23 protein-coding genes and 1 other annotated feature are annotated in these 25,625 nt (G+C 42.3%); of the genes, 13 read left to right on the forward strand and 10 right to left on the reverse strand.

What is annotated here, in order from left to right:
• Window positions 1–420: 420 nt before the first annotated feature.
• Window positions 421–948, reverse strand: a complete 528-nt coding sequence (locus tag PR675_RS09875) for a bactofilin family protein (RefSeq protein WP_014656822.1) — start codon at window positions 946–948, stop codon at window positions 421–423.
• A 788-nt stretch (window positions 949–1,736) separates the two neighbouring features.
• Between PR675_RS09875 and sltY the strand changes: the two genes are divergently transcribed.
• Window positions 1,737–3,653: a murein transglycosylase gene (gene sltY, locus PR675_RS09880; protein ID WP_060560954.1), complete on the forward strand. Its 1,917-nt coding sequence runs from the start codon at window positions 1,737–1,739 to the stop codon at window positions 3,651–3,653.
• A 70-nt stretch (window positions 3,654–3,723) separates the two neighbouring features.
• Complete coding sequence (gene trpR, locus PR675_RS09885; protein WP_004926695.1) at window positions 3,724–4,044, forward strand: trp operon repressor; 321 nt, start codon at window positions 3,724–3,726, stop codon at window positions 4,042–4,044.
• A gap of 182 nt (window positions 4,045–4,226) precedes the next feature.
• Here trpR and yjjX read toward each other — a convergent pair whose 3' ends face one another.
• A complete protein-coding gene (yjjX, locus tag PR675_RS09890) occupies window positions 4,227–4,763 on the reverse strand; it encodes an inosine/xanthosine triphosphatase (protein ID WP_004926699.1) in 537 nt (178 codons plus the stop codon).
• A gap of 52 nt (window positions 4,764–4,815) precedes the next feature.
• Here yjjX and gpmB point away from each other — a divergent pair, with 52 nt between their 5' ends.
• A complete protein-coding gene (gene gpmB / locus PR675_RS09895; RefSeq protein ID WP_060560955.1) occupies window positions 4,816–5,463 on the forward strand; it encodes a 2,3-diphosphoglycerate-dependent phosphoglycerate mutase GpmB in 648 nt (215 codons plus the stop codon).
• 173 nt (window positions 5,464–5,636) lie between these two features.
• Here the strand turns inward: gpmB and robA are convergent, their stop codons facing one another.
• Window positions 5,637–6,533, reverse strand: coding sequence for an MDR efflux pump AcrAB transcriptional activator RobA (robA, locus tag PR675_RS09900; protein ID WP_004926707.1), 897 nt, complete (start codon window positions 6,531–6,533; stop codon window positions 5,637–5,639).
• A 254-nt stretch (window positions 6,534–6,787) separates the two neighbouring features.
• Between robA and creA the strand changes: the two genes are divergently transcribed.
• Window positions 6,788–7,264, forward strand: a complete 477-nt coding sequence (gene creA, locus PR675_RS09905; RefSeq protein ID WP_014656819.1) for a protein CreA — start codon at window positions 6,788–6,790, stop codon at window positions 7,262–7,264.
• A gap of 104 nt (window positions 7,265–7,368) precedes the next feature.
• Here creA and arcA read toward each other — a convergent pair whose 3' ends face one another.
• Window positions 7,369–8,085: a two-component system response regulator ArcA gene (gene arcA / locus PR675_RS09910; protein WP_004926714.1), complete on the reverse strand. Its 717-nt coding sequence runs from the start codon at window positions 8,083–8,085 to the stop codon at window positions 7,369–7,371.
• Between the two features lie 654 nt (window positions 8,086–8,739).
• On the opposite strand from arcA, the gene thrL reads away from it, so the two are divergent.
• From thrL to thrC, 4 genes are all read left to right on the forward strand, one after another.
• Complete coding sequence (thrL, locus tag PR675_RS21000; RefSeq protein ID WP_071599685.1) at window positions 8,740–8,808, forward strand: thr operon leader peptide; 69 nt, start codon at window positions 8,740–8,742, stop codon at window positions 8,806–8,808.
• Window positions 8,747–8,868, forward strand: a sequence feature (Thr leader region). (Overlaps the previous gene by 62 nt.)
• A gap of 24 nt (window positions 8,869–8,892) precedes the next feature.
• A complete protein-coding gene (gene thrA / locus PR675_RS09915; RefSeq protein WP_014656818.1) occupies window positions 8,893–11,352 on the forward strand; it encodes a bifunctional aspartate kinase/homoserine dehydrogenase I in 2,460 nt (819 codons plus the stop codon).
• A gap of 3 nt (window positions 11,353–11,355) precedes the next feature.
• Window positions 11,356–12,285, forward strand: coding sequence for a homoserine kinase (thrB, locus tag PR675_RS09920; protein WP_004926720.1), 930 nt, complete (start codon window positions 11,356–11,358; stop codon window positions 12,283–12,285).
• A 3-nt stretch (window positions 12,286–12,288) separates the two neighbouring features.
• Window positions 12,289–13,581: a threonine synthase gene (gene thrC, locus PR675_RS09925; protein WP_004926722.1), complete on the forward strand. Its 1,293-nt coding sequence runs from the start codon at window positions 12,289–12,291 to the stop codon at window positions 13,579–13,581.
• A 122-nt stretch (window positions 13,582–13,703) separates the two neighbouring features.
• Here thrC and PR675_RS09930 read toward each other — a convergent pair whose 3' ends face one another.
• The 4 genes from PR675_RS09930 to yaaA all read right to left on the reverse strand — a co-directional run bounded on the left by PR675_RS09930 (window position 13,704) and on the right by yaaA (window position 16,738).
• On the reverse strand, window positions 13,704–14,186 hold the full coding sequence (locus PR675_RS09930) for a hypothetical protein (protein ID WP_272582735.1): 483 nt from the start codon (window positions 14,184–14,186) through the stop codon (window positions 13,704–13,706).
• A gap of 61 nt (window positions 14,187–14,247) precedes the next feature.
• Window positions 14,248–14,466: a hypothetical protein gene (locus PR675_RS09935; protein WP_004926727.1), complete on the reverse strand. Its 219-nt coding sequence runs from the start codon at window positions 14,464–14,466 to the stop codon at window positions 14,248–14,250.
• A gap of 308 nt (window positions 14,467–14,774) precedes the next feature.
• Window positions 14,775–15,770 carry an aldo/keto reductase gene (locus PR675_RS09940; RefSeq protein WP_272582736.1) on the reverse strand — a complete coding sequence of 332 codons (996 nt, stop codon included), beginning with the start codon at window positions 15,768–15,770 and terminating at the stop codon, window positions 14,775–14,777.
• Window positions 15,771–15,961: 191 nt separating this feature from the next.
• Window positions 15,962–16,738 (reverse strand): peroxide stress protein YaaA, encoded by a 777-nt coding sequence (yaaA, locus tag PR675_RS09945; RefSeq protein WP_004926740.1) that lies wholly within the window; start codon window positions 16,736–16,738, stop codon window positions 15,962–15,964.
• Between the two features lie 284 nt (window positions 16,739–17,022).
• On the opposite strand from yaaA, the gene tal reads away from it, so the two are divergent.
• Both tal and mog read left to right on the forward strand, forming a co-directional pair.
• Entirely contained in the window at window positions 17,023–17,976 is a 954-nt protein-coding gene (tal, locus tag PR675_RS09950; RefSeq protein ID WP_014656817.1) for a transaldolase, read from the forward strand.
• 309 nt (window positions 17,977–18,285) lie between these two features.
• Window positions 18,286–18,864: a molybdopterin adenylyltransferase gene (mog, locus tag PR675_RS09955; RefSeq protein ID WP_004926746.1), complete on the forward strand. Its 579-nt coding sequence runs from the start codon at window positions 18,286–18,288 to the stop codon at window positions 18,862–18,864.
• Between the two features lie 55 nt (window positions 18,865–18,919).
• Here the strand turns inward: mog and satP are convergent, their stop codons facing one another.
• Window positions 18,920–19,486, reverse strand: coding sequence for an acetate uptake transporter (satP, locus tag PR675_RS09960; protein WP_060560957.1), 567 nt, complete (start codon window positions 19,484–19,486; stop codon window positions 18,920–18,922).
• Window positions 19,487–19,821: 335 nt separating this feature from the next.
• On the opposite strand from satP, the gene dnaK reads away from it, so the two are divergent.
• Window positions 19,822–21,741 (forward strand): molecular chaperone DnaK, encoded by a 1,920-nt coding sequence (dnaK, locus tag PR675_RS09965; RefSeq protein ID WP_004926752.1) that lies wholly within the window; start codon window positions 19,822–19,824, stop codon window positions 21,739–21,741.
• A gap of 110 nt (window positions 21,742–21,851) precedes the next feature.
• A complete protein-coding gene (dnaJ, locus tag PR675_RS09970; RefSeq protein WP_004926754.1) occupies window positions 21,852–22,988 on the forward strand; it encodes a molecular chaperone DnaJ in 1,137 nt (378 codons plus the stop codon).
• Window positions 22,989–23,051: 63 nt separating this feature from the next.
• Here the strand turns inward: dnaJ and PR675_RS09975 are convergent, their stop codons facing one another.
• On the reverse strand, window positions 23,052–23,900 hold the full coding sequence (locus PR675_RS09975; RefSeq protein WP_004926757.1) for an EamA family transporter: 849 nt from the start codon (window positions 23,898–23,900) through the stop codon (window positions 23,052–23,054).
• Window positions 23,901–24,292: 392 nt separating this feature from the next.
• Between PR675_RS09975 and nhaA the strand changes: the two genes are divergently transcribed.
• Window positions 24,293–25,465 carry a Na+/H+ antiporter NhaA gene (gene nhaA, locus PR675_RS09980; RefSeq protein ID WP_004926760.1) on the forward strand — a complete coding sequence of 391 codons (1,173 nt, stop codon included), beginning with the start codon at window positions 24,293–24,295 and terminating at the stop codon, window positions 25,463–25,465.
• Window positions 25,466–25,625: the final 160 nt, after the last annotated feature.

Consider the following 25,625-nt stretch of genomic DNA (forward strand, 5'->3'; position numbering starts at 1 on the left):
GATATAAAAAAGATTATTTAGGGTTAATACTTTTTACCTCTATTACTTTTTCTTCCGAGTTACCTAAATTTTGTGAAGATGATTTTGACGATAAGCTAAAGATGCCTATCAAAGCCCAAGAACCAGCGTGTAAAGCAGACGCTTAACCATTTGCAAGATGCAGCAAACGGCGACTGTTCAATAAAATAGGTTTTCCTGTTTTTATGTTTTGAAGATTACTGAGAGCTTATTATTTGATATTAATATTTAAATAGCGATTAATATTAAAAATCACATAGCGATTAAAATAGATTATTAGTAAATTATTAGCATAATAAATCGACATCTAAATATGTTTTAGATGATATTAATTCTATAGCAGAGCGATGACCACTATAGAATTAATTTTTAATATCATTAAAGCCTGAAAATAAATAGATTTTATTGATTAGAAATAGGCGCTGATTCTAACTTAACGATATCAGGTTTTTTCTGTTTAAGCTCTCTTTGTACATCACTGGCCTGTATTTTTTTATCTGTTCTTTCAGAGGTTCCGGTGAATACCCCACCTTTCTTAATGGTTAGGTTTTTAGTTTGGCAGATCCCATCGAGCTGACCATTTTCTAGAATATCCAAGTTTTCAGAGACACATAAGCCTCTCATAATGCCGTTGATTGAAATGGTTTGAGCATAAATCTCGCCTTCAACAACCCCTTCTTTTTGGATCGTGACAATACCGTCATTGCTACGAACACTCCCTTTTATATGACCGAATATTTGGATGTCTTCATCTAAAACAAGGTCACCGGAAATGTTGCAACTACTTGAAATAGAAGTGCTCTTGCGTGCTGAAGGTGTTGAAAGCACTTTTTCTTCTTTAATTTCAACCGTTTCTTTTTCGGGCGTTAACTCATGCGTTTTTGCCGCTTCGATAACGTTATCTTTATCTTTACTTTTTTTCGCAAACATCCTTTTATTCCTTGTAGAGAGTATATAAAAAACAATGAAGAATATGATTAGGAAAGGCAGAGATACAAGAGAAGAGTGAATATCTGTTAATGTGTATATTAAAAGATATGCCCATCCGCACCCAAGAATAGAAAAAAATAAATTTTTGAAATCCATATCATATCTCATTTTAAAGGGAGTTTAGATTATTCCAAATGAGCTTCATCATATTGACAAAATTAAATAGTTTTTACATCCACTGATATTATTTAACAGTAAAGATCAAGATTTGTCTATTTTTACTGAAAATAATACATCAATATTGAGTAATTTAAGCATTCATACCTATTAATAAACATGGCTCACTGATTTTTATCTATTTAACAACCATTTTTATAGATAACTCATCATGTTATTCAACGATGTGCCATAAAGCCGACGATTATCAAATCCATCATTTTACGTGATTCAGCGTAGTCTATTCGGTGGATTAACCACTATTTTACTAGGTGTTTTGACGTATAGAAAGAGGCTGCTCTCTATCAAGGCGTTAATTTCAAGAACACTCCTGTTGCTTTCAACCTAAAGATTTTATATTGATAAAAATCGTTTAACAAAGTTGTATCCACCTGATACGCGTTATATTTCAGGCCATATCAATACAAGTTGTGTTTAGTGACTCAAACCGATGAGTTGATGGGGGCTTTTGGGAAAACTTCACTGAACACCTACATGCAACTCGAATAATTTCGAGTATAGTTATAGAAGCGAAAAATTTAGAGCAGCGCGGGAATAGGGAAATAGTCAGTATGAAAAAATTCTTGATGGCAGTGCCGATTGCCATGATGTTGGTATCGACGACGGTATGGGCAGACTCTTTACAGGCTCAACGAGAGCGTTATCAAGCCATCAAACAAGCTTGGGATGCCAAGCAAATGGATGAAGTTGAACGTTTATTGCCGACATTACAAACGTATCCATTGTACCCTTATTTAGAATATCGAGAGTTAACGCAAGACCTCGATATTATTTCGCCGAGTCAAGTACAAGCATTTATTGACGCTCACCCGACATTACCAGTCGCAAAAACGTTAAAAAATCGCTTTGTGAATGAACTTGCTCGTCGCCAAGAGTGGCAATCTTTGCTGGCATTCAGCCCTAAAGAGCCTATGCCTGCGGAGGCGAAATGTAACTATTTCTATGCTAATTGGGCTACAGGCAATAAAACGCTCGCTTGGCAAGGGGCGGAGAAATCTTGGCTTAATGGGCGTTCAATGCCTGCCGCTTGCGATAAATTGTTTAATGAGTGGGAAAAAGCCGGCCATTTAACACCGGAAATGATCCTTGAACGGATCCACCTTGCCATTGATGCAGGTAATACCTCAATGGCTACCTATTTAGCGAAGCGTCTGCCACCAAGTTATAGGACGATTGGTGATGCATTAGTGAAGCTGCAAAATGATCCAGCATCGGTTACCACTTTTGCTAAGACGATGACACCGACCGATTTTTCACGTCAAGCCACGATAGCTGCATTTAGCCGTTATGCGCGCCAATCGCCAGATCAGGCTCGAGCCGCGTTAAAGGGGATCAGTAACGCGCAAAAAATGAATTTTGCCGAAACTCAAAAATTAAAAGATAGTGTTGCTTGGCAATATATGGGGGCGGTCACACCTGAGCAAGAAAACTGGCGCGATGAGGTGATCAGTGAAACTGATTCAACAGCCCTAAAAGAGCGCCGTATTCGCTTAGCACTTGGTGTTGGGGATAAAGCAGGAGTGGCAAAATGGCTGAAACAGCTTCCCGCTGATGCACGGCATAAAGATGAGTGGCAATATTGGCAGGCCATCACCTTAATGAATGAAGGCAAAAAAGCAGAAGGTGAAGCTATTCTACGCAAACTCATCGAGGGCAGAGGCTTCTACCCAATGGTGGCAGCACAAAAATTAAACACGGAATACCCTCTGTATATAAAAACGGCTGAAAAACCGGATAGCCAACAGCTAGATAAGTTAGCGGAAATCCAGCGTGTACGTGAATTAATGTATTGGGAAATGGACAATCTTGCTCGTACCGAATGGGTAAGTTTAGTCGCTTCACTACCACCAAATCAGCAAGAGCAGCTTGCCCGTTATGCGTTTGATAACAATTGGGCGGATTTAAGTGTGCAAGCAACTATCCAAGCGAAGTTGTGGAATCATTTAGAAGAACGTTTCCCATTAGCGTGGGAAAAAGAGTTTGAACACTACACAAAAGGTAAAACGATTTCTAAAAGTTATGCCATGGCGATTGCTCGTCAAGAGAGTGCATGGAACCCACAAGCCAAATCCCCTGTTGGGGCGACGGGGCTAATGCAGCTCATGCCAGCGACGGCGAAGCATACGGTACAGAAGCAAGGAATTGATGGTTATGTCAATACCAGCCAATTGGTGAACCCAGTTAAGAATATTGAAATCGGTACGGCTTACTTAGATGATGTTTATCAGCAGTTCTCTAATAACCGTATCCTATCAAGTGCGGCTTATAACGCTGGGCCATCAAGGGTCACGCGTTGGTTAGGTAATAGTAGCGGTCGTCTTGATGCTGTTGCCTTTGTCGAGAGTATTCCTTTTTCAGAAACACGAGGCTATGTGAAAAATGTGCTCTCTTATGACGTATTCTACCGTTACTTTATGGGGCAACATGGGCCTGTATTGACCGATAACGAGTGGTTAATGAAGTATTAGTAGGTTTTACAGGTGATTTGCCATATAGTGTGTTATCATTTGTACTAGTTAAATAGTATGGTTGGATAACATGACTGCAAATCACCTGAATGACCCAGCACTCACTACCGATGAGAACGATGATTGGCAACGCTTTGTTAAATTGCTACAGCTTGCGTTTGAGCAAGACTTACAACATCCCATATTACAATTGTTGCTGACACCCGATGAACGAACGGCGCTTGCGACTCGAGTCAGAATTGTGCAAGAGTTGATGCGTGGTGAAATGAGCCAAAGGGAATTAAAAAATGAACTTGGGGTGGGTATCGCTACCATCACACGCGGCTCAAATAGTTTAAAATCGGCACCTCAGCCTGTAAAAGAGTGGTTAGAAGCGCAATTGCTAAAATAGCCACTGCATATTCATTGAACACAGAGCACTCTATACACGTTACTCCATGACAGGGAGCCGAGTTGAGCATCAGTCCATACTGACTCAAGATGATGAGTTGTCAGTGTTAATTGTGTGATTTGTGTCATTAATATAGACAAATAGGGGCAAAGACTGCCCCTATTGTTATTTTTTCGTTATAATTAATCTTCTATCTGGTTTAGCTCTTTATAAATTTCATGCTTAATGGGAACCAGCGCCAGTATCAGTGCTTGTTGGTAGACACTGGTACGTGTTAGTACCCCGTTAGTAAAAAAGCCGATGGCACCGCCTTGTTGTTTGATGTTATCGATGCCAGTTAAATCTGCCATTTCGTCACCAAGCTCACGCCCTTCACGGATACCCGCAAGGATTTTTTCTGGGATCATGATACTCGCTGAACGTGATTCACCACGGATCTGTTTATGTTCAATAACAATCCATGCAAAGGTCATATCTTCATCAATGCCAGCTTCAATCCCGACCCAAAAATCGGCCTCTGGGCGAACTTGCCTTGATGCCATTACACGTTGCCTTGCGCCTGTGCGGGTTTCATTATTACCGATAGGTTGCTGTGGAACGCTGCTATCAACGTTAATATCTTCTACTTGATAAGTGCCTGGCCCAAAAACAGCATCGAAAGCAAGATGAATCGCTTTAATTTTGGCAGGATTAGTCGTTGCAGCTATAACTTGGTACATTAATTATTTTCCTTTGAACACATATTTCGCAAAGTAATAACGGAACACATCTATGTTACAGGTTTATCTTGTTCGCCACGGTGAAACCGAATGGAACGTGGCACGTCGTATACAGGGCCAATCTGATAGCCCACTCACGGCCACTGGACGTCTGCAAGCAAGGCAAGTTGCCGAAAGGATGAAATCAGAAGGCATTACTCATATTATCACTAGTGATATGGGACGCACACGCGAAACTGCACAAATAATTGCGGATGTTTGCCGTTGTGAAATTATCATAGAACCTCGTCTTCGTGAATTAAATATGGGGATTCTGGAACAGCGCGAAATAGAAAGCCTGACAGAGCAAGAAGAGCAGTGGCGTAAAAGCCTTATTGATGGCACAGAAGGCGGGCGTATTCCAAACGGTGAATCGATGGAAGAGCTGTATCAGCGCATGTATGCCGCTCTCAACAGTTGCCTCGATCTACCAAAAGGGAGTCGACCACTTTTAGTCAGCCACGGGATCGCATTGAGTACGCTAGTTAGCCGTATTTTAGGGGTTCCTGCTTATTCAGAACGCCGCTTGCGCTTACGTAATTGCTCAATTTCACGCGTGGATTACCAAAACAGCCCTTGGCTCGCAAATGGTTGGATCGTTGAAAGTACTGGTGAGGTTACCCACCTTACTCAGCCTGCGTTAGATGAACAGCAAGCGTAGTTGAGACCGTGTAAATTTGGAGTTCCAACAATGATAGATTCTAACTTATTCGAGTTGCAGCTAGGAGACTAACGGAGATAGTCGGGAACATAAATAATATGTGACTCGGCTAGCTAGGACAGTCCATGATGCCACAGCTTGGAAAGATAACGAGCCATTGAAACTCCAAATTATTAACGTTTTATCGGCACATAGTAATCAAAGGCCGCAACATGCGATTTCGGGTCATCATTTTTATGGTCTATATGACGTAACTCAACATTTTTGAGTTTATAGTGTTCGATATCATAGCCAGGTCGGCGCGTGATATTGAGCTTAGGCAGATAGACGCCATAAATCTGATATAAGAACTCTTGCATTGCTGCGCGCGTTGCTTCACCGCTAAAGCTAAACTTCACATATTCTCCAGCGGGAATAGTGAGATGGCTATATTCTGCATTGTTAAAACTTGCATCTTCAGGTTTTACTGCGGTGGTATAGAACACCGTCTGCTCATCTTCTTTATCGGCGTTATGAATCGCGTGGTGTAAGCCGAAGACCTCAGAGGCAATCGAGGTTGTATGTTCTAAATAGTAGTGCCAGAAAGTTTGGCGCATCTGTGAACAGGCGGTTGACCACTCTTCTAGCGCATAAGAACAGCTTTGCTCAAGCCCCACTAAAGGCTGCTCCTGCATCTCGACGAACTCATAATCTAAATGTTTATGTTCATCTAAAATAATAGGTGGACAAATACCCGTGGCACACCACTCATCGCTACGACGATAGTAAGCAGGGGTGATGTTAAATTGTTTCTTAAACGCGCGGGTAAAAGTTTGCTGTGAGTCAAAGCGATATTGTAACGCGATATCAAGAATCGGACGGCTGGTCAGTCGTAAAGCTACAGCAGCGCGAGATAGCCGTCGAGCACGAATATAGGCGCCAATTGCTTGGTCAGTCACCTCTTTGAACATCCGTTGTAAATGCCATTTGGAGTAGCCAGCTTTTGCCGCAACATTATCGAGTGATAGAGGTTTATCTAGGTTATCATCGATCCAGCGAAGAAGGTCACGAATAATATTTGTTTGATCCATGTATATCCCTAGTCAATAAGACTTAAAAAACAGATATAGGTTATCAAGGAACGCCTATTCTATATCAAGTTACCTTTTTCGTTTATAGTAAAAGAGTTGTATTTACCATTTAGTTGTAAAGAAAATGATTAACTTCTTTTATACTTGTCATATTTCAGGCTGCCTTATGGTTAATAATGGCTGAAATGTCACTCGAATTGTTTAAAAAGTATATAACAAAGAGGCTAAGTCTTCTGGTTGAAAAGGAAATTTGTATGCATTTTTGCAAGTTGAAAAAGATCGTATTGGCATCACTGTTGTCTGCATTACCCTTTGCGACGTTTGCGGAAGAAATTGGCTCGGTAGATACCGTTTTTAAAGTATTTGGCCCTGACCATAAAATTGTTGTTGAAGCTTTTGATGATCCCGATGTTGAAAATGTGACCTGCTACTTAAGCCGTTCGAAGACGGGAGGGATTAAAGGTGGGCTTGGTTTAGCAGAAGATACTTCTGATGCGGCGATATCTTGCCAACAAGTTGGTCCGATTGAACTGAATGAACGGATCAAACGTTCACCGAAAAAACCGCACGTTGTTTTCCAAAAACGGACTTCATTAGTATTCAAAAAGTTGCAGGTAGTACGTTTTTATGATCCCAAACGCAATGCGCTTGTTTATTTGACTTATTCAGACAAGATGATTGATGGCTCACCGAAGAATGCGCTAAGCGCTGTACCTATTATGCCATGGTAAGTCTTTAAGTGGGTCTACAGGTGCTCTTCCCGCATAAAATAACCCCCAATAATGAAATTATTGGGGGTTATTTATTCATCGGTCTTTATCGAACGATGGCGGGATTATTCGTCGAGATCACCACAAAAGCGATAACCCTCACCGTGGATTGTTGCGATGATTTCTGGGGTATCAGGCGTTGATTCGAAATGTTTACGAATACGACGGATAGTGACGTCGACCGTTCTATCATGAGGCTTAAGCTCACGGCCTGTCATTTTCTTCAACAAATCGGCGCGAGTTTGAATTTTGCCCGGGTTCTCACAAAAATGTAGCATAGCGCGGAATTCGCTACGAGGTAATTTGTAGTGTTCGCCAGCAGGGCTGATCAGTGAGCGACTGTTGATGTCGAGTTCCCAACCATTAAATTTATAGCTTTCGACTAAACGGCGCTCTTCAGTGCCACCAGCTAAATTCATAGTACGAGATAGCAGGTTGCGTGCACGGATAGTCAGCTCGCGAGGGTTAAATGGCTTGGTGATATAATCATCCGCACCAATTTCTAGGCCAAGGATCTTATCCACCTCATTATCACGGCCTGTTAGGAACATCAGTGCAATACTTTCTTGCTCACGTAATTCACGCGCAAGGAGAAGGCCGTTTTTACCGGGTAGGTTAATATCCATGATAACGAGGTTGATGTCATGCTCGGACAGAACATTGTGCATCTCTTCGCCATCAGTGGCTTCGTGAACTACATAGCCTTCAGCCTCAAAGATACTTTTCAGCGTATTGCGTGTGACAATCTCATCTTCAACAATTAAAATGTGTGGGGTCTGCATATTTGCTACCTAAAGTTTTAAAATAAAATTGTGAACTCATAAGCCGCTTCCAAATTAGGTGGTTTTGATTTTATTTTACTGGAACGACGCGTCTATGGGTTATAAATATGTTTTCGAGTCAAGGTTATTTTGTCGCCTCTATCGTCATCAGATTCTAAATTGAATCAAAATTTAGGCACCTTCCCAACGTTGGGCTGTTAACAGCAATATAACAGCTAATACTGCATTTACCACCTAAAAAAATAACTTTTGTTGATACATATCAAAATCAATTGTAGCACGTTAACAAAATTTGTTAGGAAGAAAATCTTACCGATTCAATGGCTGTTTAACTATCAGATAAAGAGTAAAAGTTTTTTATTCTTTGTTTACTCAAACGATGCGTTTGGGTGAAAAATGGCCAACTATTCAAGCTAACGCTAAAAAAAAGTTTATGGATATTTTAATCTGACAATTGTTAATTTTTTGGTTTTTTAAATTAGCAAATTGTGAGGCCTATTCATTTGTGATTAAATTTTGTTGAGAAAATAGGATAATTTTTGATAGGTCACGCTTTGAATAACGGGCTTTTTTTGCAAATAAATTTGACATTTTTGGGCAATTGCTTTAACCGTATAGGGAGCAAGTAACGAATCAAGAGACAGACAGAAATCTATGCGTAACATCAGCCTGACTACGATTATTATTACCACCACCGTAACCACAGGAAACGGGGCGGGCTGACGCATCCAAAAAATAAAAAACGAAAAAGCCCGCATCCAATCAGATGTGGGCTTTTTTTTGGTGTTAAATCAGGAGAGAAATACCATGCGTGTGCTTAAATTTGGCGGTACTTCGGTTGCAAATGACGAACGAGTACTGAATGTTGCTGACATCGCTGAAAGTAAATTGGCCGATGGGCAAGTGGCGTTGGTGCTATCTGCACCAGCAAAAATCACTAACCATTTGGTCGCAATGATTGATAAAACGGTTGCAGGTCAGGATGTCATCACGCATGTGAATGATGCAGAAATGATTTTTGCGAACTTATTAAAAGGATTAAAAGAAAAACAACCCGGTTTTGATTACGATAGACTGAAAAAACTCACTGAACAAGAATTCGCACAGATCAAACAAGTACTGCATGGTATTACTCTTCTAGGCCAATGCCCTGATAGCATTAACGCCTCAATTATTTGCCGTGGTGAAAAACTCTCTATTGCCATTATGGAGTCTGTGCTAACAGCACGCGGGCACAAAGTCACGGTGATTAATCCTGTCGAAAATTTATTAGCCGTCGGTCATTATCTTGAGTCCACTGTTGATATTAATGAGTCAACTAAACGTATTAAGGAATTAAACATCCCTAAAGACCACTTTGTATTAATGGCGGGTTTTACTGCGGGGAATGATAAAGGCGAATTGGTCGTATTAGGGCGTAACGGCTCCGATTATTCCGCGGCAGTATTAGCGGCTTGTTTACGTGCTGAATGCTGCGAAATTTGGACCGATGTGGATGGGGTATATACTTGTGACCCACGTTTAGTGCCTGATGCACGCCTATTAAAAGGGATGTCCTATCAAGAGGCGATGGAGTTATCCTACTTTGGTGCAAAAGTACTGCACCCGCGTACCATAGCACCAATCGCACAATTCCAAATTCCTTGCCTTATCAAAAACACCACTAACCTCAGTGCTCCGGGTACATTGATCGGGGATGGACAAACAGATGACAGCACCCCTGTTAAAGGGATCACCAACCTGAATAACATGGCGATGATCAACGTTTCAGGCCCCGGCATGAAAGGAATGGTTGGTATGGCCGCACGTATCTTCTCTGTGATGTCACGTAAGGGGATCTCGGTTGTACTTATTACGCAGTCATCATCGGAATACAGCATTAGCTTCTGTGTGCCTCAAGGGGAATTAGTACGTGCACGTGCTGCCTTGGAAGAAGAATTCTATTTAGAATTAAAAGATGGCGTCTTAGACCCTCTTGATGTCATGGAGCAGTTAGCCATTATTTCGGTCGTTGGCGACGGCATGCGTACTCTAAAAGGGATTTCAGCGCGTTTCTTCTCGGCATTAACACGCGGTAATATCAATATCGTGGCGATTGCCCAAGGTTCGTCTGAACGTTCAATTTCGGCAGTCATTGCCAATGAAGCAGCAACCACGGCGGTTCGTTTATGCCATCAAATGCTATTCAATGCTGAGCAAGTCATTGAAGCCTTCATTATCGGTGTGGGTGGGGTAGGAAACGCACTGATTGAGCAAATCCATCGTCAACAGCAATGGCTGAAACAAAAGCATATCGATTTACGCGTTTGTGGGATCGCCAACTCACGAGCAATGTTGACGAATATGCAAGGCATCTCTCTTGATAATTGGAAAGAAGAGTTGGCGCAAGCGACCGAGCCGTTTAGCCTGAGCCGCTTGATCAGATTGGAGCGTGAATATCACTTTCTCAATCCAGTGATCATCGATTGTACTTCTAACCAAGAAATTGCCCAGCAGTATGTCAGTTTCTTAAAAGACGGCTTTAACGTTGTGACACCTAACAAAAAAGCTAACACCTTATCAATGGAGTATTACCGCCAATTACGCTCCGCGTGTGAAGTATCAAAACGTAAGTTCCTTTATGACACTAACGTTGGTGCGGGGTTGCCTGTGATTGAAAACTTACAGAATCTCCTGAATGCGGGTGATGAGCTAGTTCACTTTAGCGGTATTCTTTCTGGATCACTCTCCTTTATTTTTGGCAAACTCGACGAAGGGATGTCTTTATCTGAAGCGACGGCTCTAGCTAAAGAGAAAGGGTTTACCGAGCCAGATCCTCGCGATGATTTGTCAGGCATGGATGTCGCACGTAAGCTGTTGATCCTCGCGCGTGAAGCCGGTTATGAATTAGAGCTAGAAGATATTGAAATCGAACCCGTATTACCTGCGGAGTTTGATAGCAGTGGCGATGTGACTGAATTTATGGCTCGCTTACCGCAACTTGATCAGCCGTTTGCAGAGCGTATAAAAGCAGCAGAAGCAGAAGAAAAAGTGTTACGCTATGTCGGATTGATAGAAGAAGGACGCTGCCAAGTGAAAATCGTTGCGGTTGATGGCAATGATCCGCTCTTCAAGGTCAAAAATGGCGAAAACGCATTGGCTTTCTATACGCGCTATTACCAGCCAATTCCTTTAGTACTCAGGGGCTATGGAGCAGGTAATGATGTTACCGCAGCCGGCGTATTTGCAGATATGTTGCGTACTCTATCATGGAAATTGGGAGTCTAATAAGTGATTAAAGTTTATGCGCCCGCTTCAATTGGTAATGTTAGTGTCGGGTTTGATGTATTAGGCGCGGCGGTATCGCCAGCAGATGGAACGCTGTTAGGGGATTGTGTCACTGTTGAAGCGGCTGAGAGCTTTTCTTTGACGAATAAAGGCCGCTTTGTCGCAAAATTACCGAAAAAAAATGAACATAATATTGTTTACCAATGTTGGGAACTGTTTTGCGAACGCTTTGGTAAACCGCTTAATGTTGCGATGACTCTCGAAAAAAACATGCCTATTGGTTCAGGGCTTGGCTCCAGTGCATGTTCTGTTGTTGCGGCACTGATGGCACTGAATGAGTTTGCCGGTCAGCCTTTTGATGAGACCACGTTATTAAGTATGATGGGGGAGCTAGAAGGGCGTATTTCAGGCAGTGTACATTACGATAATGTGGCTCCTTGTTACCTAGGTGGCTTACAACTGATTATTGAGCAAAACGGAATTATTTCTCAACCTGTTCCCGCTTTCGAGAATTGGTATTGGGTGATGGCGTATCCGGGGATCAAGGTTTCTACCGCGGAAGCGCGAGCTATTTTGCCAAATAGTTATCCGCGCCATGATATTGTTAATCATGGGCGTTATTTATCGGGCTTTATCCATGCTTGCCATACAGGCCAACCAAAGCTTGCCGCGACTATGATCCAAGATGTCGTAGCTGAACCTTATCGAACACAGCTACTTCCTGGGTTTGCCGAGGCGCGTAAGAATGCTTATGAAATTGGTGCACTTGCATGTGGTATTTCTGGTTCTGGGCCGACACTATTTGCCATTTGTGATGATAAACAAATCGCTGAAAAAATGGCCGATTATCTACAACAACATTATGTTCAAAATGATGAAGGCTTTGTGCATATCTGCCGTTTGGATCTCACAGGGGCAAGGACAATAGGGTAAACAATGAAACTGTATAACTTGAAAGATAATAGCGAGCAAGTGAGCTTCGCACAGGCAGTAAAACAGGGATTGGGCAAACAACAAGGTCTATTCTTCCCGCAAGATTTGCCAGAGTTTAGCGCTGCTGAAATTGATGAGCTACTAAAACTGGATTTTGTCACTCGTAGTAGCCGTATTTTAACGGCATTTATTGGTGATGAGATCCCTGAAGCTGAGCTGGCGGCTCGCGTCAAAGAAGCTTTTGCATTCCCTGCTCCTGTTACTCAAGTTGAGCAAGATGTAGCGACACTAGAGCTATACCATGGTCCAACACTCGCCTTTAAAGACTTTGGTGGCCGTTTTATGGCTCAAGCACTTGCCCAAGTTGCTGGTGACCAGCCTGTGACTATTTTAACTGCAACTTCTGGGGATACAGGTGCGGCGGTTGCACACGCATTTTACCGTTTAAATAATGTGCAAGTGGTTATTCTCTATCCAGAAGGTAAGATCAGCCCACTACAAGAAAAGCTCTTTTGTACCCTAGGTGAAAACATTCACACGGTTGCAATCAAAGATGACTTTGATGCCTGCCAAGCCTTGGTCAAACAATCTTTTGATGATGAGGCGCTGAAAAAAGCATTGCATTTAAACTCAGCGAACTCAATCAACATTAGCCGTTTGTTAGCACAAATTTGTTACTACTTTGAAGCGGTTGCTCAAATCCCTGCTGAGAAGCGTGAGCAACTCGTTATTTCTGTTCCAAGTGGTAATTTTGGTGATTTAACTGCGGGCTTACTTGCTAAATCGCTGGGCTTACCGATTAAACGCTTTATTGCTGCAACTAACGTCAATGATACGGTTCCTCGTTACCTTGAAGGTGGGGAGTGGAAACCACATCAAACCGTTGCGACTTTATCGAATGCGATGGATGTGAGCCAACCTAATAACTGGCCGCGTATTGAGGAGCTATTCCGTCGTAAAGGGTGGTCTCTGAAAGAGCTTGGTTATGGAGCGGTGACCGATGAGGTGACTAAAGAAACGGTGCGTGAGTTAGATAAAAAAGGGTATGTATCTGAGCCGCACGCAGCTGTCGCTTATCGTGTTTTACGCGATCAATTACAAGATGGTGAGTATGGTTTGTTCTTAGGAACGGCGCATCCTGCTAAGTTTAAAGAGAGTGTAGAGGCGATTTTGAATAAACAACTTCCTCTACCAGAAGCTTTAGCTGAGCGTGCTGAGCTACCTCTGCTATCACACTTTTTGCCGTCGGATTTTGCGAAGCTAAGGGCTTTCTTAATGGAACGTGCACCTAAATAGCGATTTCTGGATCCATGAAACGGAAGCGATATGCTTCCGTTTCTATTTATCGTAATGATAATAGTTCATTGATTCAAATATTGATGACACGATGAGATCACGAAAGTCGGTATAGTAGAGGACTAGTGCGTAGAGCGATTTGAACTTGCACCATCTAGGCCGTTTCTGCCACCATTTGGTCCACCAAGACCTCCTTTACCCCCTTTTCCTCCTTCTGGGCCTGCATCTCCACCGTTGCCGCCATTGCCACTTCCTGAACCATGACCGCCGTTACCACCGTTGCCACCATGACCCCCATTCCCCCCGTTTCCGCCGTGACCATTTCCTGTACCATTACCGCCATTACCACCATTACCGTTACTGCCGGGCTGTGCATGGCCCCCATCTCCTCCATTACCATTATTGAGTCCATTGCCCCCATTACCGCCGTTGGCACCATTACCTCCATTTCCACCATGATTCACATAAAAGATATTGTGCTCACTCGAAATCGCATGTGGTGGCGTTGTGCTGTGTAGTGGATTGTTGTAACTGAGTGAATGGCTTGATATTGCGGGAGTTAAGAAAAATAGCGTGCTGATAGTGAGAAGCCATTTTCGTTGCATAGTTTCCTCCGACCCCCCTCCATTTAGAAGGGGGGAATAATCATATAAGATTACGAGTTAATTACCGACCATTACCACCGTTGCCGCCATTGCCACCGTTACCACCATTGCCGCCGTTACCCCCGTTTCCGCCATGACCACCGTTACCACCATTGCCAAAGTATTGGCCCGATACTGAGGTCGGATCCATTAGCATATCAAGGAGTTGATATTGAGGAAGAGAAGCGAAAGATAATGCAGGGGTAAACAGAGAAGCGATAAGGATATGTTTTATTTTCATATAATATTCTCTTGGTTAAATGAATTAAACAAACTGCTATTTCAGTTTATTTGTTCATTTTTATTTATCAATAAAAGTAGGCTTTTAGAATGTGTTGTATTTAAAATATCCTGATTTATAAGAGATTATTTATTTAAACGGTGAATTAACTTAATATATTCCTTTAAATAATATTAAATTAATTTATTGACCTGCGATCAGCAAAAAAGAAGCCACGAGACAGTTAATCACTGTTTTTGTGTTGAGGGGGGAAGTTGGTATGGCGCTGCCACTTCATACTCGGAATACAAAGGAGCAGCGGATAAGCGCTAAATGGCGTCTTCTAAGATAAGTTCAATGGTTTTTAGCTCTTCAGGTGTAAATTCGCGGTTTGCCATCATACCGAGAGCGTCATCAATTTGGCTAACTCGACTTGCACCAATGAGCACAGAGGTGAGCCTATCATGGCGTAATACCCAGGCTAGGGACATTTGGCTCAATTTTTGGCCTCTTTGCAAAGCAAGTTCATTCAGTTTTTTCACCCGAGCGAGTACCGCGGAGGTTAGCCTTTCTGGGGGAAGAGAAGGGTTGCTTGCCGCCCTTGAATCGGCAGGAATACCGTTTAAGTAACGGTCGGTAAGTATGCCACCTGCAAGCGGCGAATAAGCTATGGAGCCGACGCCTTCATCTTCAAGCACATCAAGTAATTCATCTTCTGGATCACGGACTAACATGGAATATCTAGGTTGATGGATTAGGCAAGGCGTACCTAATTGGTTAAGGATCTCAATCGCTTCTTTTGCAAGCTCGGCAGGATAGTTAGAGATCCCAACATACAGAGCTTTACCTTGGCGTACGATCAGATCAAGGGCGCCCATTGTTTCTTCAAGAGGAGTATCAGGATCTGGGCGATGGTGATAAAAAATATCAACATAATCTAGACCCATGCGTTTTAGGCTTTGATTAAGGCTGGCAATTAAATATTTTTTACTGCCCCAATCACCATAAGGGCCATCCCACATGGTAAAGCCAGCTTTTGATGAAATGATCATTTCATCTCGGTAAGGTAAAAAATCTTGTTGGAGTATTCGTCCAAATAGGTTTTCTGCTGCGCCCGGCGGAGGACCATAATTATTGGCGAGATCAAAGTGGGTGATCCCATGGTCAAAAGCATACCTTAACATGGCTCGGCAGTTATCCGGGGATTTGTTGTCACCAAAATTGTGCCAAAGACCTAAAGAGATTAGTGGGAGCCTTAACCCGCTGCGACCACATAGGCGATATTCCATATCCGTGTAACGATCAGTATTTGCAATATAAGGCATACTTCACCTCCAAATAGTTGGCAGAGACCTAAACGATACTGACACAAATGTCATTTTCGCTATGGTGAATCAATGCTAATTTTTAACCAAAATACAAATTTTTAGTAAATATGTGATGGAGGATAAAAAAGAGACAATATTGCCGAGTCGTGAGTTAGGTGATCACACTAGCGACCACCTTATTTAAGGGATTAATGTTGTTCAGGACGGGTAAAGACCAGCTCATTTCCTTTGGATTGGCTCTCATCGAATTGGTAACCTTCAAGGTTAAAATCAGCCAATTGATCTGTTTTGGTTAGCTTATTTTGAATAATAAAGCGGCTCATCAAACCACGTGCTTTTTTAGCATAGAAACTGATCACTTTATATTTGCCATTTTTTTCGTCAAGGAAGACCGGTTTTATGATGACACCATCTAATTTTTGGCTATTAACGGCTTTAAAATATTCATCTGAGGCAAGGTTGACTAATACATGATCGCCTTGATCCGCAAGCGCTTTGTTGAGCTTGTCGGTGATGATATTGCCCCAAAATTCATACAAATCTTTGCCTCGAGGGTTTTTTAGGCGCGTTCCCATTTCAAGGCGGTAAGGCTGCATTAAATCGAGAGGGCGTAATAAGCCATATAGCCCTGATAAGATACGCAAATGCTGCTGGGCAAACTCAAAGTCCTGTGCAGAAAATGTTTCAGCTTGCATACCTGTATACACATCCCCTTTAAATGCAAGAATAGCTTGGCGTGCATTTTCAGGCGTGAAATCCGCATGCCACTCACCAAAACGTGCAGCATTGAGGCCAGCCAGTTTATCGCTAATTTTCATTAAGCTTGAGATGTCTGCTGGAGATAGTTTGCGGCAAACCTCAATCAGTTGCTGTGACTCATTCAGTAATTCAGGCTGTGTGAAAGAGTGTGTTGCGAGCGGGCTTTCATAATCTAATGTTTTGGCTGGTGAGATTGTGATGAGCATAGCAAGATCCCTATAATAAAATGACGACGACCACTTTAACAAAAATTGCCATTAAATAGCTAATCGGTGAGATAAGTAAAAACAATTTTTCTATTTTGTCGTACTGTGATTATGCTTATTCGAAGCTAAAAGGATTCAGTTTTAATTTAAATTGCGAAAACGATTGCATATCAATTAGTTGCTATAGAATAGTTTTAGTCGCTTGCAGCAACTTGGATGCGTGATATTATCATTGTACGGTGCGGCGTTTGCCTCAATTCCTTTATAACAACGAGATTAAAGAAATGACCGATAAATTAACCTCCTTACGTAGTCTGACCACCGTTGTTGCTGATACTGGCGATATTGAAGCGATGAAGCTTTATAAACCACAAGATGCGACAACTAACCCATCTTTGATTCTAAATGCAGCACAAATTCCTGAATATCGTAAACTGATTGACGAAGCGGTCGAGTGGGCCCGTAAACAAAGCAGTCATCGTGAACAGCAGGTTGTTGATGCTTGTGACAAATTGGCAGTCAACATCGGTTTGGAAATTCTAAAACTGGTTCCAGGCCGTGTTTCAACGGAAGTTGACGCACGTCTGTCTTATGATGAAGAAGCGTGTATCGCTAAAGCGCGTCGTCTGATTAAGCTGTACAACGAAGCGGGTATCAGCAATGACCGTATTCTGATTAAATTGGCTTCAACTTGGCAAGGCATCCGTGCAGCTGAGAAATTAGAAAAAGAAGGCATCAACTGTAACTTAACCCTACTTTTCTCTTTTGCACAAGCTCGTGCATGTGCGGAAGCAGGTGTTTATCTGATTTCACCATTCGTTGGTCGTATTCTTGACTGGTACAAAGCGAATACCGATAAAAAAGAGTATGCACCGCAAGAAGATCCAGGTGTTATTTCTGTGACTGAGATCTATAACTACTACAAAACCCATGGTTACAAAACCGTCGTTATGGGCGCAAGTTTCCGCAATGTTGGTGAGATTTTGGAACTGGCGGGTTGTGATCGCCTAACGATTTCACCTGCACTGTTAAAAGAACTCTCTGAAGCGCAAGGCGAAGTTGTTCGTAAATTAACTGACTCTGGTAAGACAAAAGAGCCAGAAGCTAAACTGACTGAATCTCAGTTCTATTGGCAGCATAACCAAGATCCGATGGCAGTAGATAAACTGGCTGAAGGTATCCGCAAATTTGCTATTGACCAAGAAAAACTGGAAAAAATGATCGCAGAGCTACTGTAATTTCTGCCTTCACTTTTTATGAGAACCCAGTGTCTTCACTGGGTTTTTTGCATTTTGGAGCAGTAAGTACCAAATACAAAAGAGCCCCTGATAAGCAACCTGAATATTATTTAACTAAATGAAATCATTGACGACGCGGCTAATGCTGAACGGCCTACATTTCTTCATGTATTTTCACTAAGCAATATCGCGATACTTAGCACTGAAACCTTATATTTCCCATGATATGATAACCTACGTATTAATGCGCGTGATTTGCGGGTGCTGCCCGCAATGAGCACTTTTTATTGGTTATTTATTGAGGTTTGTATGGATGAATTGCGCATAGGTTTGGTTTCAGTTTCTGACCGTGCTTCAAGTGGTATTTATGAAGATAAAGGGCTCCCATCCTTAGAAGCATGGCTTGCGAAAGCGCTGACAACACCTTTTCGTATTGAAACTCGCCTGATCCCTGATGAGCAAATCATGATAGAACAAACATTATGTGAGCTAGTGGATGAGTTTGCCTGCCATTTAGTACTGACAACTGGTGGTACAGGCCCCGCACGTCGTGATGTCACGCCAGATGCAACATTAGCGATTGCCGATCGCGAGATGCCTGGTTTTGGTGAACAAATGCGTCAAATTAGTTTAAAATTTGTGCCAACGGCCATTCTTTCTCGCCAAGTGGGGGCGATACGCAATCAAGCATTAATCCTCAACTTACCGGGTCAACCTAAAGCCATTGCAGAAACACTGGAAGGGTTAAAGGATGCGGAAGGGAATGTCATCGTCTCTGGGATTTTTGCTAGTGTGCCTTACTGTATTCAACTGCTCGATGGGCCTTATGTCGAAACGGATCCGAGTGTTGTGAAGGCATTTAGGCCAAAGTCGGCGATCCGCTCTTAAATCATGATTATTAAGTCAGGTGAGGTTCACTCACCTGACTTGCTTACGACGACGATTAACAGCGCTGCCCTATTGGTAAAACAGTTTTGCCATATTGCTCATTCAACACTTCAGCCATTGCTAAGTAGAATGCACTTGCGCCACAAACAATCCCTTCAAAGCCTGCGATCGTTAAAATAGTGCTATTGCCTGTTAAATTACCGATGGCTAACAATGCAAACAGTATGGTTAAGCTGCCAAAAACAAATTGCAAAACAAAATTGGCTTTTAATGTTCCAAGGAACATAAAGAAGGTGAAGATTCCCCAAATCAGTAAGTAAACCCCTAAAAATGCAGGTCCGGTTGGCTCTGCTAAGCCCAGCGTGGGCAAAAATAATAGGCCAACTAACGTTAACCAAAACATCCCGTATGAGCTAAAGGCTGTTGCGCCAAACGTATTTCCTTTCTTATATTCAATAAGTCCGGCTATCACCTGAGCAATACCACCATAAAAAATCCCCATGCTCAAAATCACTGATGAGAGAGGGAAAAAACCTGCATTATGGAGATTGAGCAGAATTGTAGTCATACCAAAGCCCAATAAACCAAGTGGACCCGGATTAGCAATAGAGCTGGATTGCATATAACCTCTGGTGAAAAATGATTAAAATTCAAAAAGATATAAAATTTTTTGCCAGCTTGTTTAGGTTGGCGGCGAATCATACGCAGTTTTTTTTGCTGAAACAATGATCGAAAGACAGGTTTTTTTGCAAAAAATATGAAATTTTTTTAAGTCATCCCCTTGATGAATGAATTTACGACCCCATCTTTAAAGCATCACTCGTTATCAGTCGAATAATTGTGTAAAGCAAAAAAATTGAGCCTCGGAGTAAAAACTCCCTTGAAAATGAAATATTGAGCCTCATATAGATTGGTAATGAAATTGAACAAAAAAGAATTCCTTTGGAGGCGTTTTAGATGGGTAAAATTATTGGTATCGACTTGGGTACAACTAACTCATGCGTTGCAATTATGGATGGCACAGCTGCTCGTGTTCTTGAGAACAGCGAGGGTGATCGTACTACTCCTTCCATCATTGCGTACACACAAGACGGTGAAATTTTGGTCGGTCAGCCAGCAAAACGTCAGGCAGTGACTAACCCTGAAAATACATTATTTGCGATCAAACGTCTGATCGGCCGTCGTTTCCAAGACGAAGAAGTTCAGCGCGACGTGGCTATTATGCCATACAAAATTATTGCGGCAGATAACGGCGATGCTTGGTTAGATGTAAAAGGCCAAAAAATGGCTCCACCACAAGTTTCGGCTGAAGTTCTGAAAAAAATGAAAAAAACAGCAGAAGATTACTTGGGTGAGCCAGTAACAGAAGCTGTTATTACTGTTCCTGCATACTTTAACGATGCTCAGCGTCAAGCGACAAAAGATGCTGGCCGTATTGCTGGTCTTGATGTTAAGCGTATCATCAACGAACCAACAGCCGCAGCATTGGCTTATGGCTTAGATAAAGAAGTGGGTAACCGTACTATCGCAGTTTATGACTTAGGTGGTGGTACATTTGACCTATCAATCATCGAAATTGATGAAGTTGATGGTGAAAAAACATATGAAGTGCTGGCAACCAATGGTGATACTCACTTAGGTGGTGAAGACTTCGATAACCGTTTGATCAACTACTTAGTTGAAGAATTCAAAAAAGACCAAGGTGTTGACCTACGTAATGACCCGCTGGCAATGCAACGTCTGAAAGAAGCGGCTGAGAAAGCGAAAATCGAACTTTCTTCTGCACAGCAAACAGATGTTAACCTGCCGTACATTACAGCAGATGCAACAGGTCCTAAACACATGAACATCAAAGTGACTCGTGCGAAATTAGAGTCACTGGTAGAAGATTTAGTTAAACGTACCATGGAGCCTGTTAAGGTTGCGCTACAAGACGCTGGCCTAAGCGTAAATGACATCAACGATGTTATTTTGGTTGGTGGTCAAATCCGTATGCCTTTGGTACAAAAAGCAGTTGCTGATTTCTTTGGGAAAGAACCACGTAAAGACGTGAACCCAGATGAAGCCGTTGCAATAGGTGCAGCAGTTCAAGGTGGTGTGTTAGCGGGTGATGTTAAAGACGTGCTGTTACTTGACGTAACGCCACTGTCTTTAGGTATCGAAACAATGGGTGGCGTGATGACTCCGTTAATTCCGAAGAACACCACTATCCCAACGAAACATAGCCAAGTGTTCTCAACAGCAGAAGACAACCAAGCTGCAGTAACAATCCATGTTCTGCAAGGTGAACGTAAGCGTTCCGGTGATAACAAATCACTGGGTCAGTTTAACTTAGATGGTATTCAACCAGCACCGCGTGGTATGCCACAAATCGAAGTTACGTTTGATATCGATGCTGATGGTATCTTGCATGTATCAGCGAAAGATAAAAACAGTGGTCGTGAGCAAAACATTACCATTAAGGCTTCTTCCGGTCTGAACGACGAGGAAATCGAAAAAATGGTACGTGACGCGGAAGCGAACGCTGAAGCAGACCGTAAATTTGAAGAGTTAGTTCAGGTTCGTAACCAAGCTGACCAACTGATCCACGGTACGCGTAAGCAAATTGAAGAAGCAGGCGATAAACTGCCAGCAGAAGATAAAGCGAATATCGAAAAAGCAACATCTGAGCTAGAAGCAGCAATCAAAGGCGAAGATAAAGCAGATATCGAAGCGAAGATCCAAGCTTTAGTAACTGCTTCAGCTAAACTTCTGGAAATTGCACAACAACAAGCTCAAGCTGGCTCAGCAAATGCTGGCGCAGGCGCAGAAGCGAAGAAAGATGACGATGTTGTTGATGCTGAGTTCGAAGAAGTTAACGATAAAGACAAAAAATAATGCCCTTAGCGGGCGCAGTGACCTTGCTAATGGTTATTAATGGTTACTGATACCGAACACGGGCGTCGAGGAAACTCCACGCCCGTGTCGGCATGTTAAGGGTAAAATAAATGGCGAAAAGAGATTTTTATGAGGTCTTAGGCCTCGAAAAAAATGCTTCAGATAAAGACATCAAACGCGCATATAAGCGTTTAGCAATGAAGTATCATCCTGACCGTAATCAGGATAAAAAAGATGAAGCAGAAGCTCAATTTAAAGAGATAAAAGAAGCTTACGAAGTCCTGTCCGATGAGCAGAAGCGCGCAGCTTACGACCAGTATGGCCATGCTGCCTTTGAGCAAGGTGGCATGGGCGGCGGCGGTTTTGGCGGCGGTGCTGATTTTAGCGATATCTTTGGTGACGTCTTCGGTGATATTTTTGGAGGCGGCCGCAGACAGCAGCGCCCAAGCCGTGGTTCTGATTTACAGTACAACATGGAGCTGACCCTTGAAGAGGCTGTCCGTGGAGTGACCAAAGAGATCCGTATCCCAGCTTTGGAAACCTGTGATGTCTGCCATGGTAATGGTGCTAAACCGGGAACCAGCGTAGATACTTGCCCAACATGTCATGGTATGGGTCAGGTACACATGCGTCAGGGCTTCTTCTCTGTACAGCAACCTTGTCCAACGTGTCATGGCCGAGGCAAAATTATTAAAGATCCATGCAACAAGTGTCATGGTCATGGCCGCGTTGAACGCTATAAGACCCTATCAGTGAAAATCCCAGCAGGGGTAGATACTGGCGACCGTGTTCGTTTATCCGGTGAAGGTGAAGCTGGGGAAAATGGGGCACCAGCAGGGGATCTGTTTGTTCAAGTTCGTGTGTTACCACACAGTATTTTTGAACGTGATGGCAACAACTTACATTGCGAAGTTCCGATTAACTTTGCGGTTGCGGCATTAGGTGGTGAAATAGAAGTCCCGACCCTTGATGGTCGCGTCAAACTGAAAATCCCAGCAGAGACCCAAACCGGTAAAATTTTCCGCATGAAAGGCAAAGGCGTGAAATCTGTTCGTGGTGGTATGCAGGGTGATCTCATGTGCCATATTGTCGTTGAAACACCAGTTAAATTGAATGAGAAGCAAAAAGAGCTACTCAAAGAGTTTGGAGAATCACTCGGTGGTACGAGTGGCGAAAAGAATAGCCCACGCTCAAAAAGCTTTTTAGACGGCGTGAAGAAATTCTTTGATGACCTAACTAACAAATAATAAATTAAACGGCCCGCTTAGTTGCGGGCTTTTTTTTGAGATTAGTGCCTTTCTTTCTTTGTATTAATGGCTCAGCTTCGCGAGTAACACACCAGCTAAAATAATCACACAAGCAGTAACGCGCATGAAGTTGAACCTCTCTTTTAAGAAAACGATAGATAAAAACATCGCGAAAAGTACGCTGGTTTCTCTGACCGCAGCAACCAAAACGATGGGGGCTTGGCTCATTGCCCAGATAGCAATGCCATAACTCACTAACTGCATTAATCCACCAATTAAACCAGAGCGCCAATACTGTTTGATACCTTGAAACAGGGTTTTTTGATATTTCAAAGCGCCCGAGAGAGTAAGTACTATGCCGTTAAGCAAAAATAGCCATAACGTATACACGATAGGATCTTCGCTAGCCCGAGAACCTTGCCCATCGGATAAGGTATAGCAGGCGGTAAAAAAAGCAGTGCACAGTGCGTAACAGAGTGCTTTTCCTGTGATATTGAGCGTCAGCTTTCTTCCGGCAAACGCAATAATAATCACCCCACTCATAATGAATAGGATCCCAAGTAGCCCAATTAAAGAGATCATTTCATGGAAGATTAGCAAACTGAGTAAGGCAGTAATAAGCGGTGCAGAACCTCGAGAAATGGGATATATCTGCCCTAAATCACCATGTGTATAGGCTTGGCTTAAAAAATAGGCATAGCCAAGATGAAAAAGGAGTGATAAGGCTAACCAAGGTATGGCATGAACGGAAGGCAACCCCAACACAAACAGTGCCGGTATTGCTAACACCGCAGAAAATAATGAGATCATGACTAAACCGAAAAAACGGTCATTACCGAATTTTACGATGGCGTTCCAACTGGCGTGACAAAATGCTGCAAATAATACAGCGAGCAAAACATAGGTTGTCATAATACGAATAGGTGAAATAGGTTGTCATTCAGTATTACGTAATGAGGCTTTTTTGTGAAGGGCTTACGAGGTTGATTGTCACTCACTGGATGGTGAAGCTTTATTTTGTGAGCCGGCACGAAAAAGAGCGTTTACTCTAAAAAAGTGGCTAGTGGTTGATCTGTTAAGCATATTATCTTAAGAAACGGGATGTGTACTGCGACTGCGTAAAAAAGAAAAATATGGATTCAAATAAATTTGTCTATATTTAAATTTAACAGTAATTAAACAAAAAGAGTGAGTAATTTCTCATATTGCTCGAGAATGTCGAATCATTACTGATAAATAAACGACTTTTTACGAACTAATGATTAGCATAATATTAACACTCTGTTTATTTTGGGGTTAAATATATGACAGCAATCATCCGTAAATTTTTAAGGTTAGAAGCAGCGGGAGGGCTACTCCTAATTATTGCTGCCATAGTCGCATTAATTATGGCGAATTCGCCAGCTCAGGGACTATACCAGCAGTTTTTAGATATACCTATCTCCGTTAAGATCTCATCACTAGAGCTCGATAAGCCATTAATTCTATGGATTAATGATTTTTTGATGGCGATTTTCTTTCTTGTCGTCGGTCTTGAGGTTAAACGAGAACTGCTTGAGGGGTCGCTTGCAGGGAAAGATAAAGCTATTTTTCCTGCTGTTGCAGCGCTAGGTGGGATGTTAGCACCTGCACTCATTTATTTGCTGTTTAATGGCGCTGATGATATTACACGCCAAGGTTGGGCAATACCCGCAGCAACAGACATCGCCTTCGCCCTAGGGGTTATGGCGCTTTTAGGTAAGCGAGTGCCAACAGAGTTAAAAGTCTTTTTATTGGCACTAGCGATTATTGATGACCTTGGTGTCATTGTGATTATCGCATTCTTCTATACCAGTTCGTTATCTTTAGTCGCGCTTGGTTTAGCGGCTTTATGTGTGGCATTACTGGTTATCATGAATTGGCGGCGAGTTGAAAATACCGCAGCTTATTTAGTTATCGGGCTGATCCTTTGGGTTTGTATTCTTAAATCAGGCGTGCATGCAACTCTCGCGGGGGTCATTGTCGGTTTCTTGATACCACTGCATGGCACAAATAATACAAAACCGTCAGAAGAGCTTGAGCATGTGCTACACCCTTGGGTTGCTTATATGATTTTACCGATATTTGCTTTTGCCAACTCAGGTGTTCAATTAAACGGCGTCACGTTTGATGGATTGATGAGTACATTACCTTTAGGGGTTGCGGCAGGTTTACTTTTTGGTAAGCCTTTAGGGATTTTTCTCTTTAGTTGGGTTTCGGTAAAACTTGGGTTTGCAAAATTACCTGAGTCCATTAATTTGAGGCAAGTATTCGCAGTATCTGTTTTATGTGGAATCGGTTTTACTATGTCTATCTTTATTACCGGACTGGCATTTGATGGGTTGGATGATAGCTATAGTACCTATTCAAGACTAGGAATTTTACTTGGATCAACATTAGCTGCCTTTTTAGGTTACTTTTTGTTAAAGGTAGTGTTACCGAAACCTCAACAAAAATAGTGATTGTCTGAATTCCAATAAATTCAGAAATAAATAGTAAGAAATTCCGAGTTAATGGACTATGATATACCCGCAACACACCTTTTTTGTGTTGTGGGTATATCTATATAACTCCTGCAAAAGGAGCAGTGAAAAATAGTATGGTCAGTATTGATTATTA

This window comes from Providencia sp. PROV261, assembly GCF_028477945.1.
Lineage (GTDB): Bacteria > Pseudomonadota > Gammaproteobacteria > Enterobacterales > Enterobacteriaceae > Providencia > Providencia stuartii.

Bases quoted from the DNA above. Each gene is read 5' to 3' on its own strand.
- PR675_RS09875 (WP_014656822.1), bottom strand. From the start codon at position 948: ATGTTTGCGAAAAAAAGTAAAGATAAAGATAACGTTATCGAAGCGGCA.
- sltY (WP_060560954.1), top strand. From the start codon at position 1,737: ATGAAAAAATTCTTGATGGCAGTGCCGATTGCCATGATGTTGGTATCG.
- trpR (WP_004926695.1), top strand. From the start codon at position 3,724: ATGACTGCAAATCACCTGAATGACCCAGCACTCACTACCGATGAGAAC.
- yjjX (WP_004926699.1), bottom strand. From the start codon at position 4,763: ATGTACCAAGTTATAGCTGCAACGACTAATCCTGCCAAAATTAAAGCG.
- gpmB (WP_060560955.1), top strand. From the start codon at position 4,816: ATGTTACAGGTTTATCTTGTTCGCCACGGTGAAACCGAATGGAACGTG.
- robA (WP_004926707.1), bottom strand. From the start codon at position 6,533: ATGGATCAAACAAATATTATTCGTGACCTTCTTCGCTGGATCGATGAT.
- creA (WP_014656819.1), top strand. From the start codon at position 6,788: ATGCATTTTTGCAAGTTGAAAAAGATCGTATTGGCATCACTGTTGTCT.
- arcA (WP_004926714.1), bottom strand. From the start codon at position 8,085: ATGCAGACCCCACACATTTTAATTGTTGAAGATGAGATTGTCACACGC.
- thrA (WP_014656818.1), top strand. From the start codon at position 8,893: ATGCGTGTGCTTAAATTTGGCGGTACTTCGGTTGCAAATGACGAACGA.
- thrC (WP_004926722.1), top strand. From the start codon at position 12,289: ATGAAACTGTATAACTTGAAAGATAATAGCGAGCAAGTGAGCTTCGCA.
- PR675_RS09930 (WP_272582735.1), bottom strand. From the start codon at position 14,186: ATGCAACGAAAATGGCTTCTCACTATCAGCACGCTATTTTTCTTAACT.
- PR675_RS09935 (WP_004926727.1), bottom strand. From the start codon at position 14,466: ATGAAAATAAAACATATCCTTATCGCTTCTCTGTTTACCCCTGCATTA.
- PR675_RS09940 (WP_272582736.1), bottom strand. From the start codon at position 15,770: ATGCCTTATATTGCAAATACTGATCGTTACACGGATATGGAATATCGC.
- yaaA (WP_004926740.1), bottom strand. From the start codon at position 16,738: ATGCTCATCACAATCTCACCAGCCAAAACATTAGATTATGAAAGCCCG.
- tal (WP_014656817.1), top strand. From the start codon at position 17,023: ATGACCGATAAATTAACCTCCTTACGTAGTCTGACCACCGTTGTTGCT.
- mog (WP_004926746.1), top strand. From the start codon at position 18,286: ATGGATGAATTGCGCATAGGTTTGGTTTCAGTTTCTGACCGTGCTTCA.
- satP (WP_060560957.1), bottom strand. From the start codon at position 19,486: ATGCAATCCAGCTCTATTGCTAATCCGGGTCCACTTGGTTTATTGGGC.
- dnaK (WP_004926752.1), top strand. From the start codon at position 19,822: ATGGGTAAAATTATTGGTATCGACTTGGGTACAACTAACTCATGCGTT.
- dnaJ (WP_004926754.1), top strand. From the start codon at position 21,852: ATGGCGAAAAGAGATTTTTATGAGGTCTTAGGCCTCGAAAAAAATGCT.
- PR675_RS09975 (WP_004926757.1), bottom strand. From the start codon at position 23,900: ATGACAACCTATGTTTTGCTCGCTGTATTATTTGCAGCATTTTGTCAC.
- nhaA (WP_004926760.1), top strand. From the start codon at position 24,293: ATGACAGCAATCATCCGTAAATTTTTAAGGTTAGAAGCAGCGGGAGGG.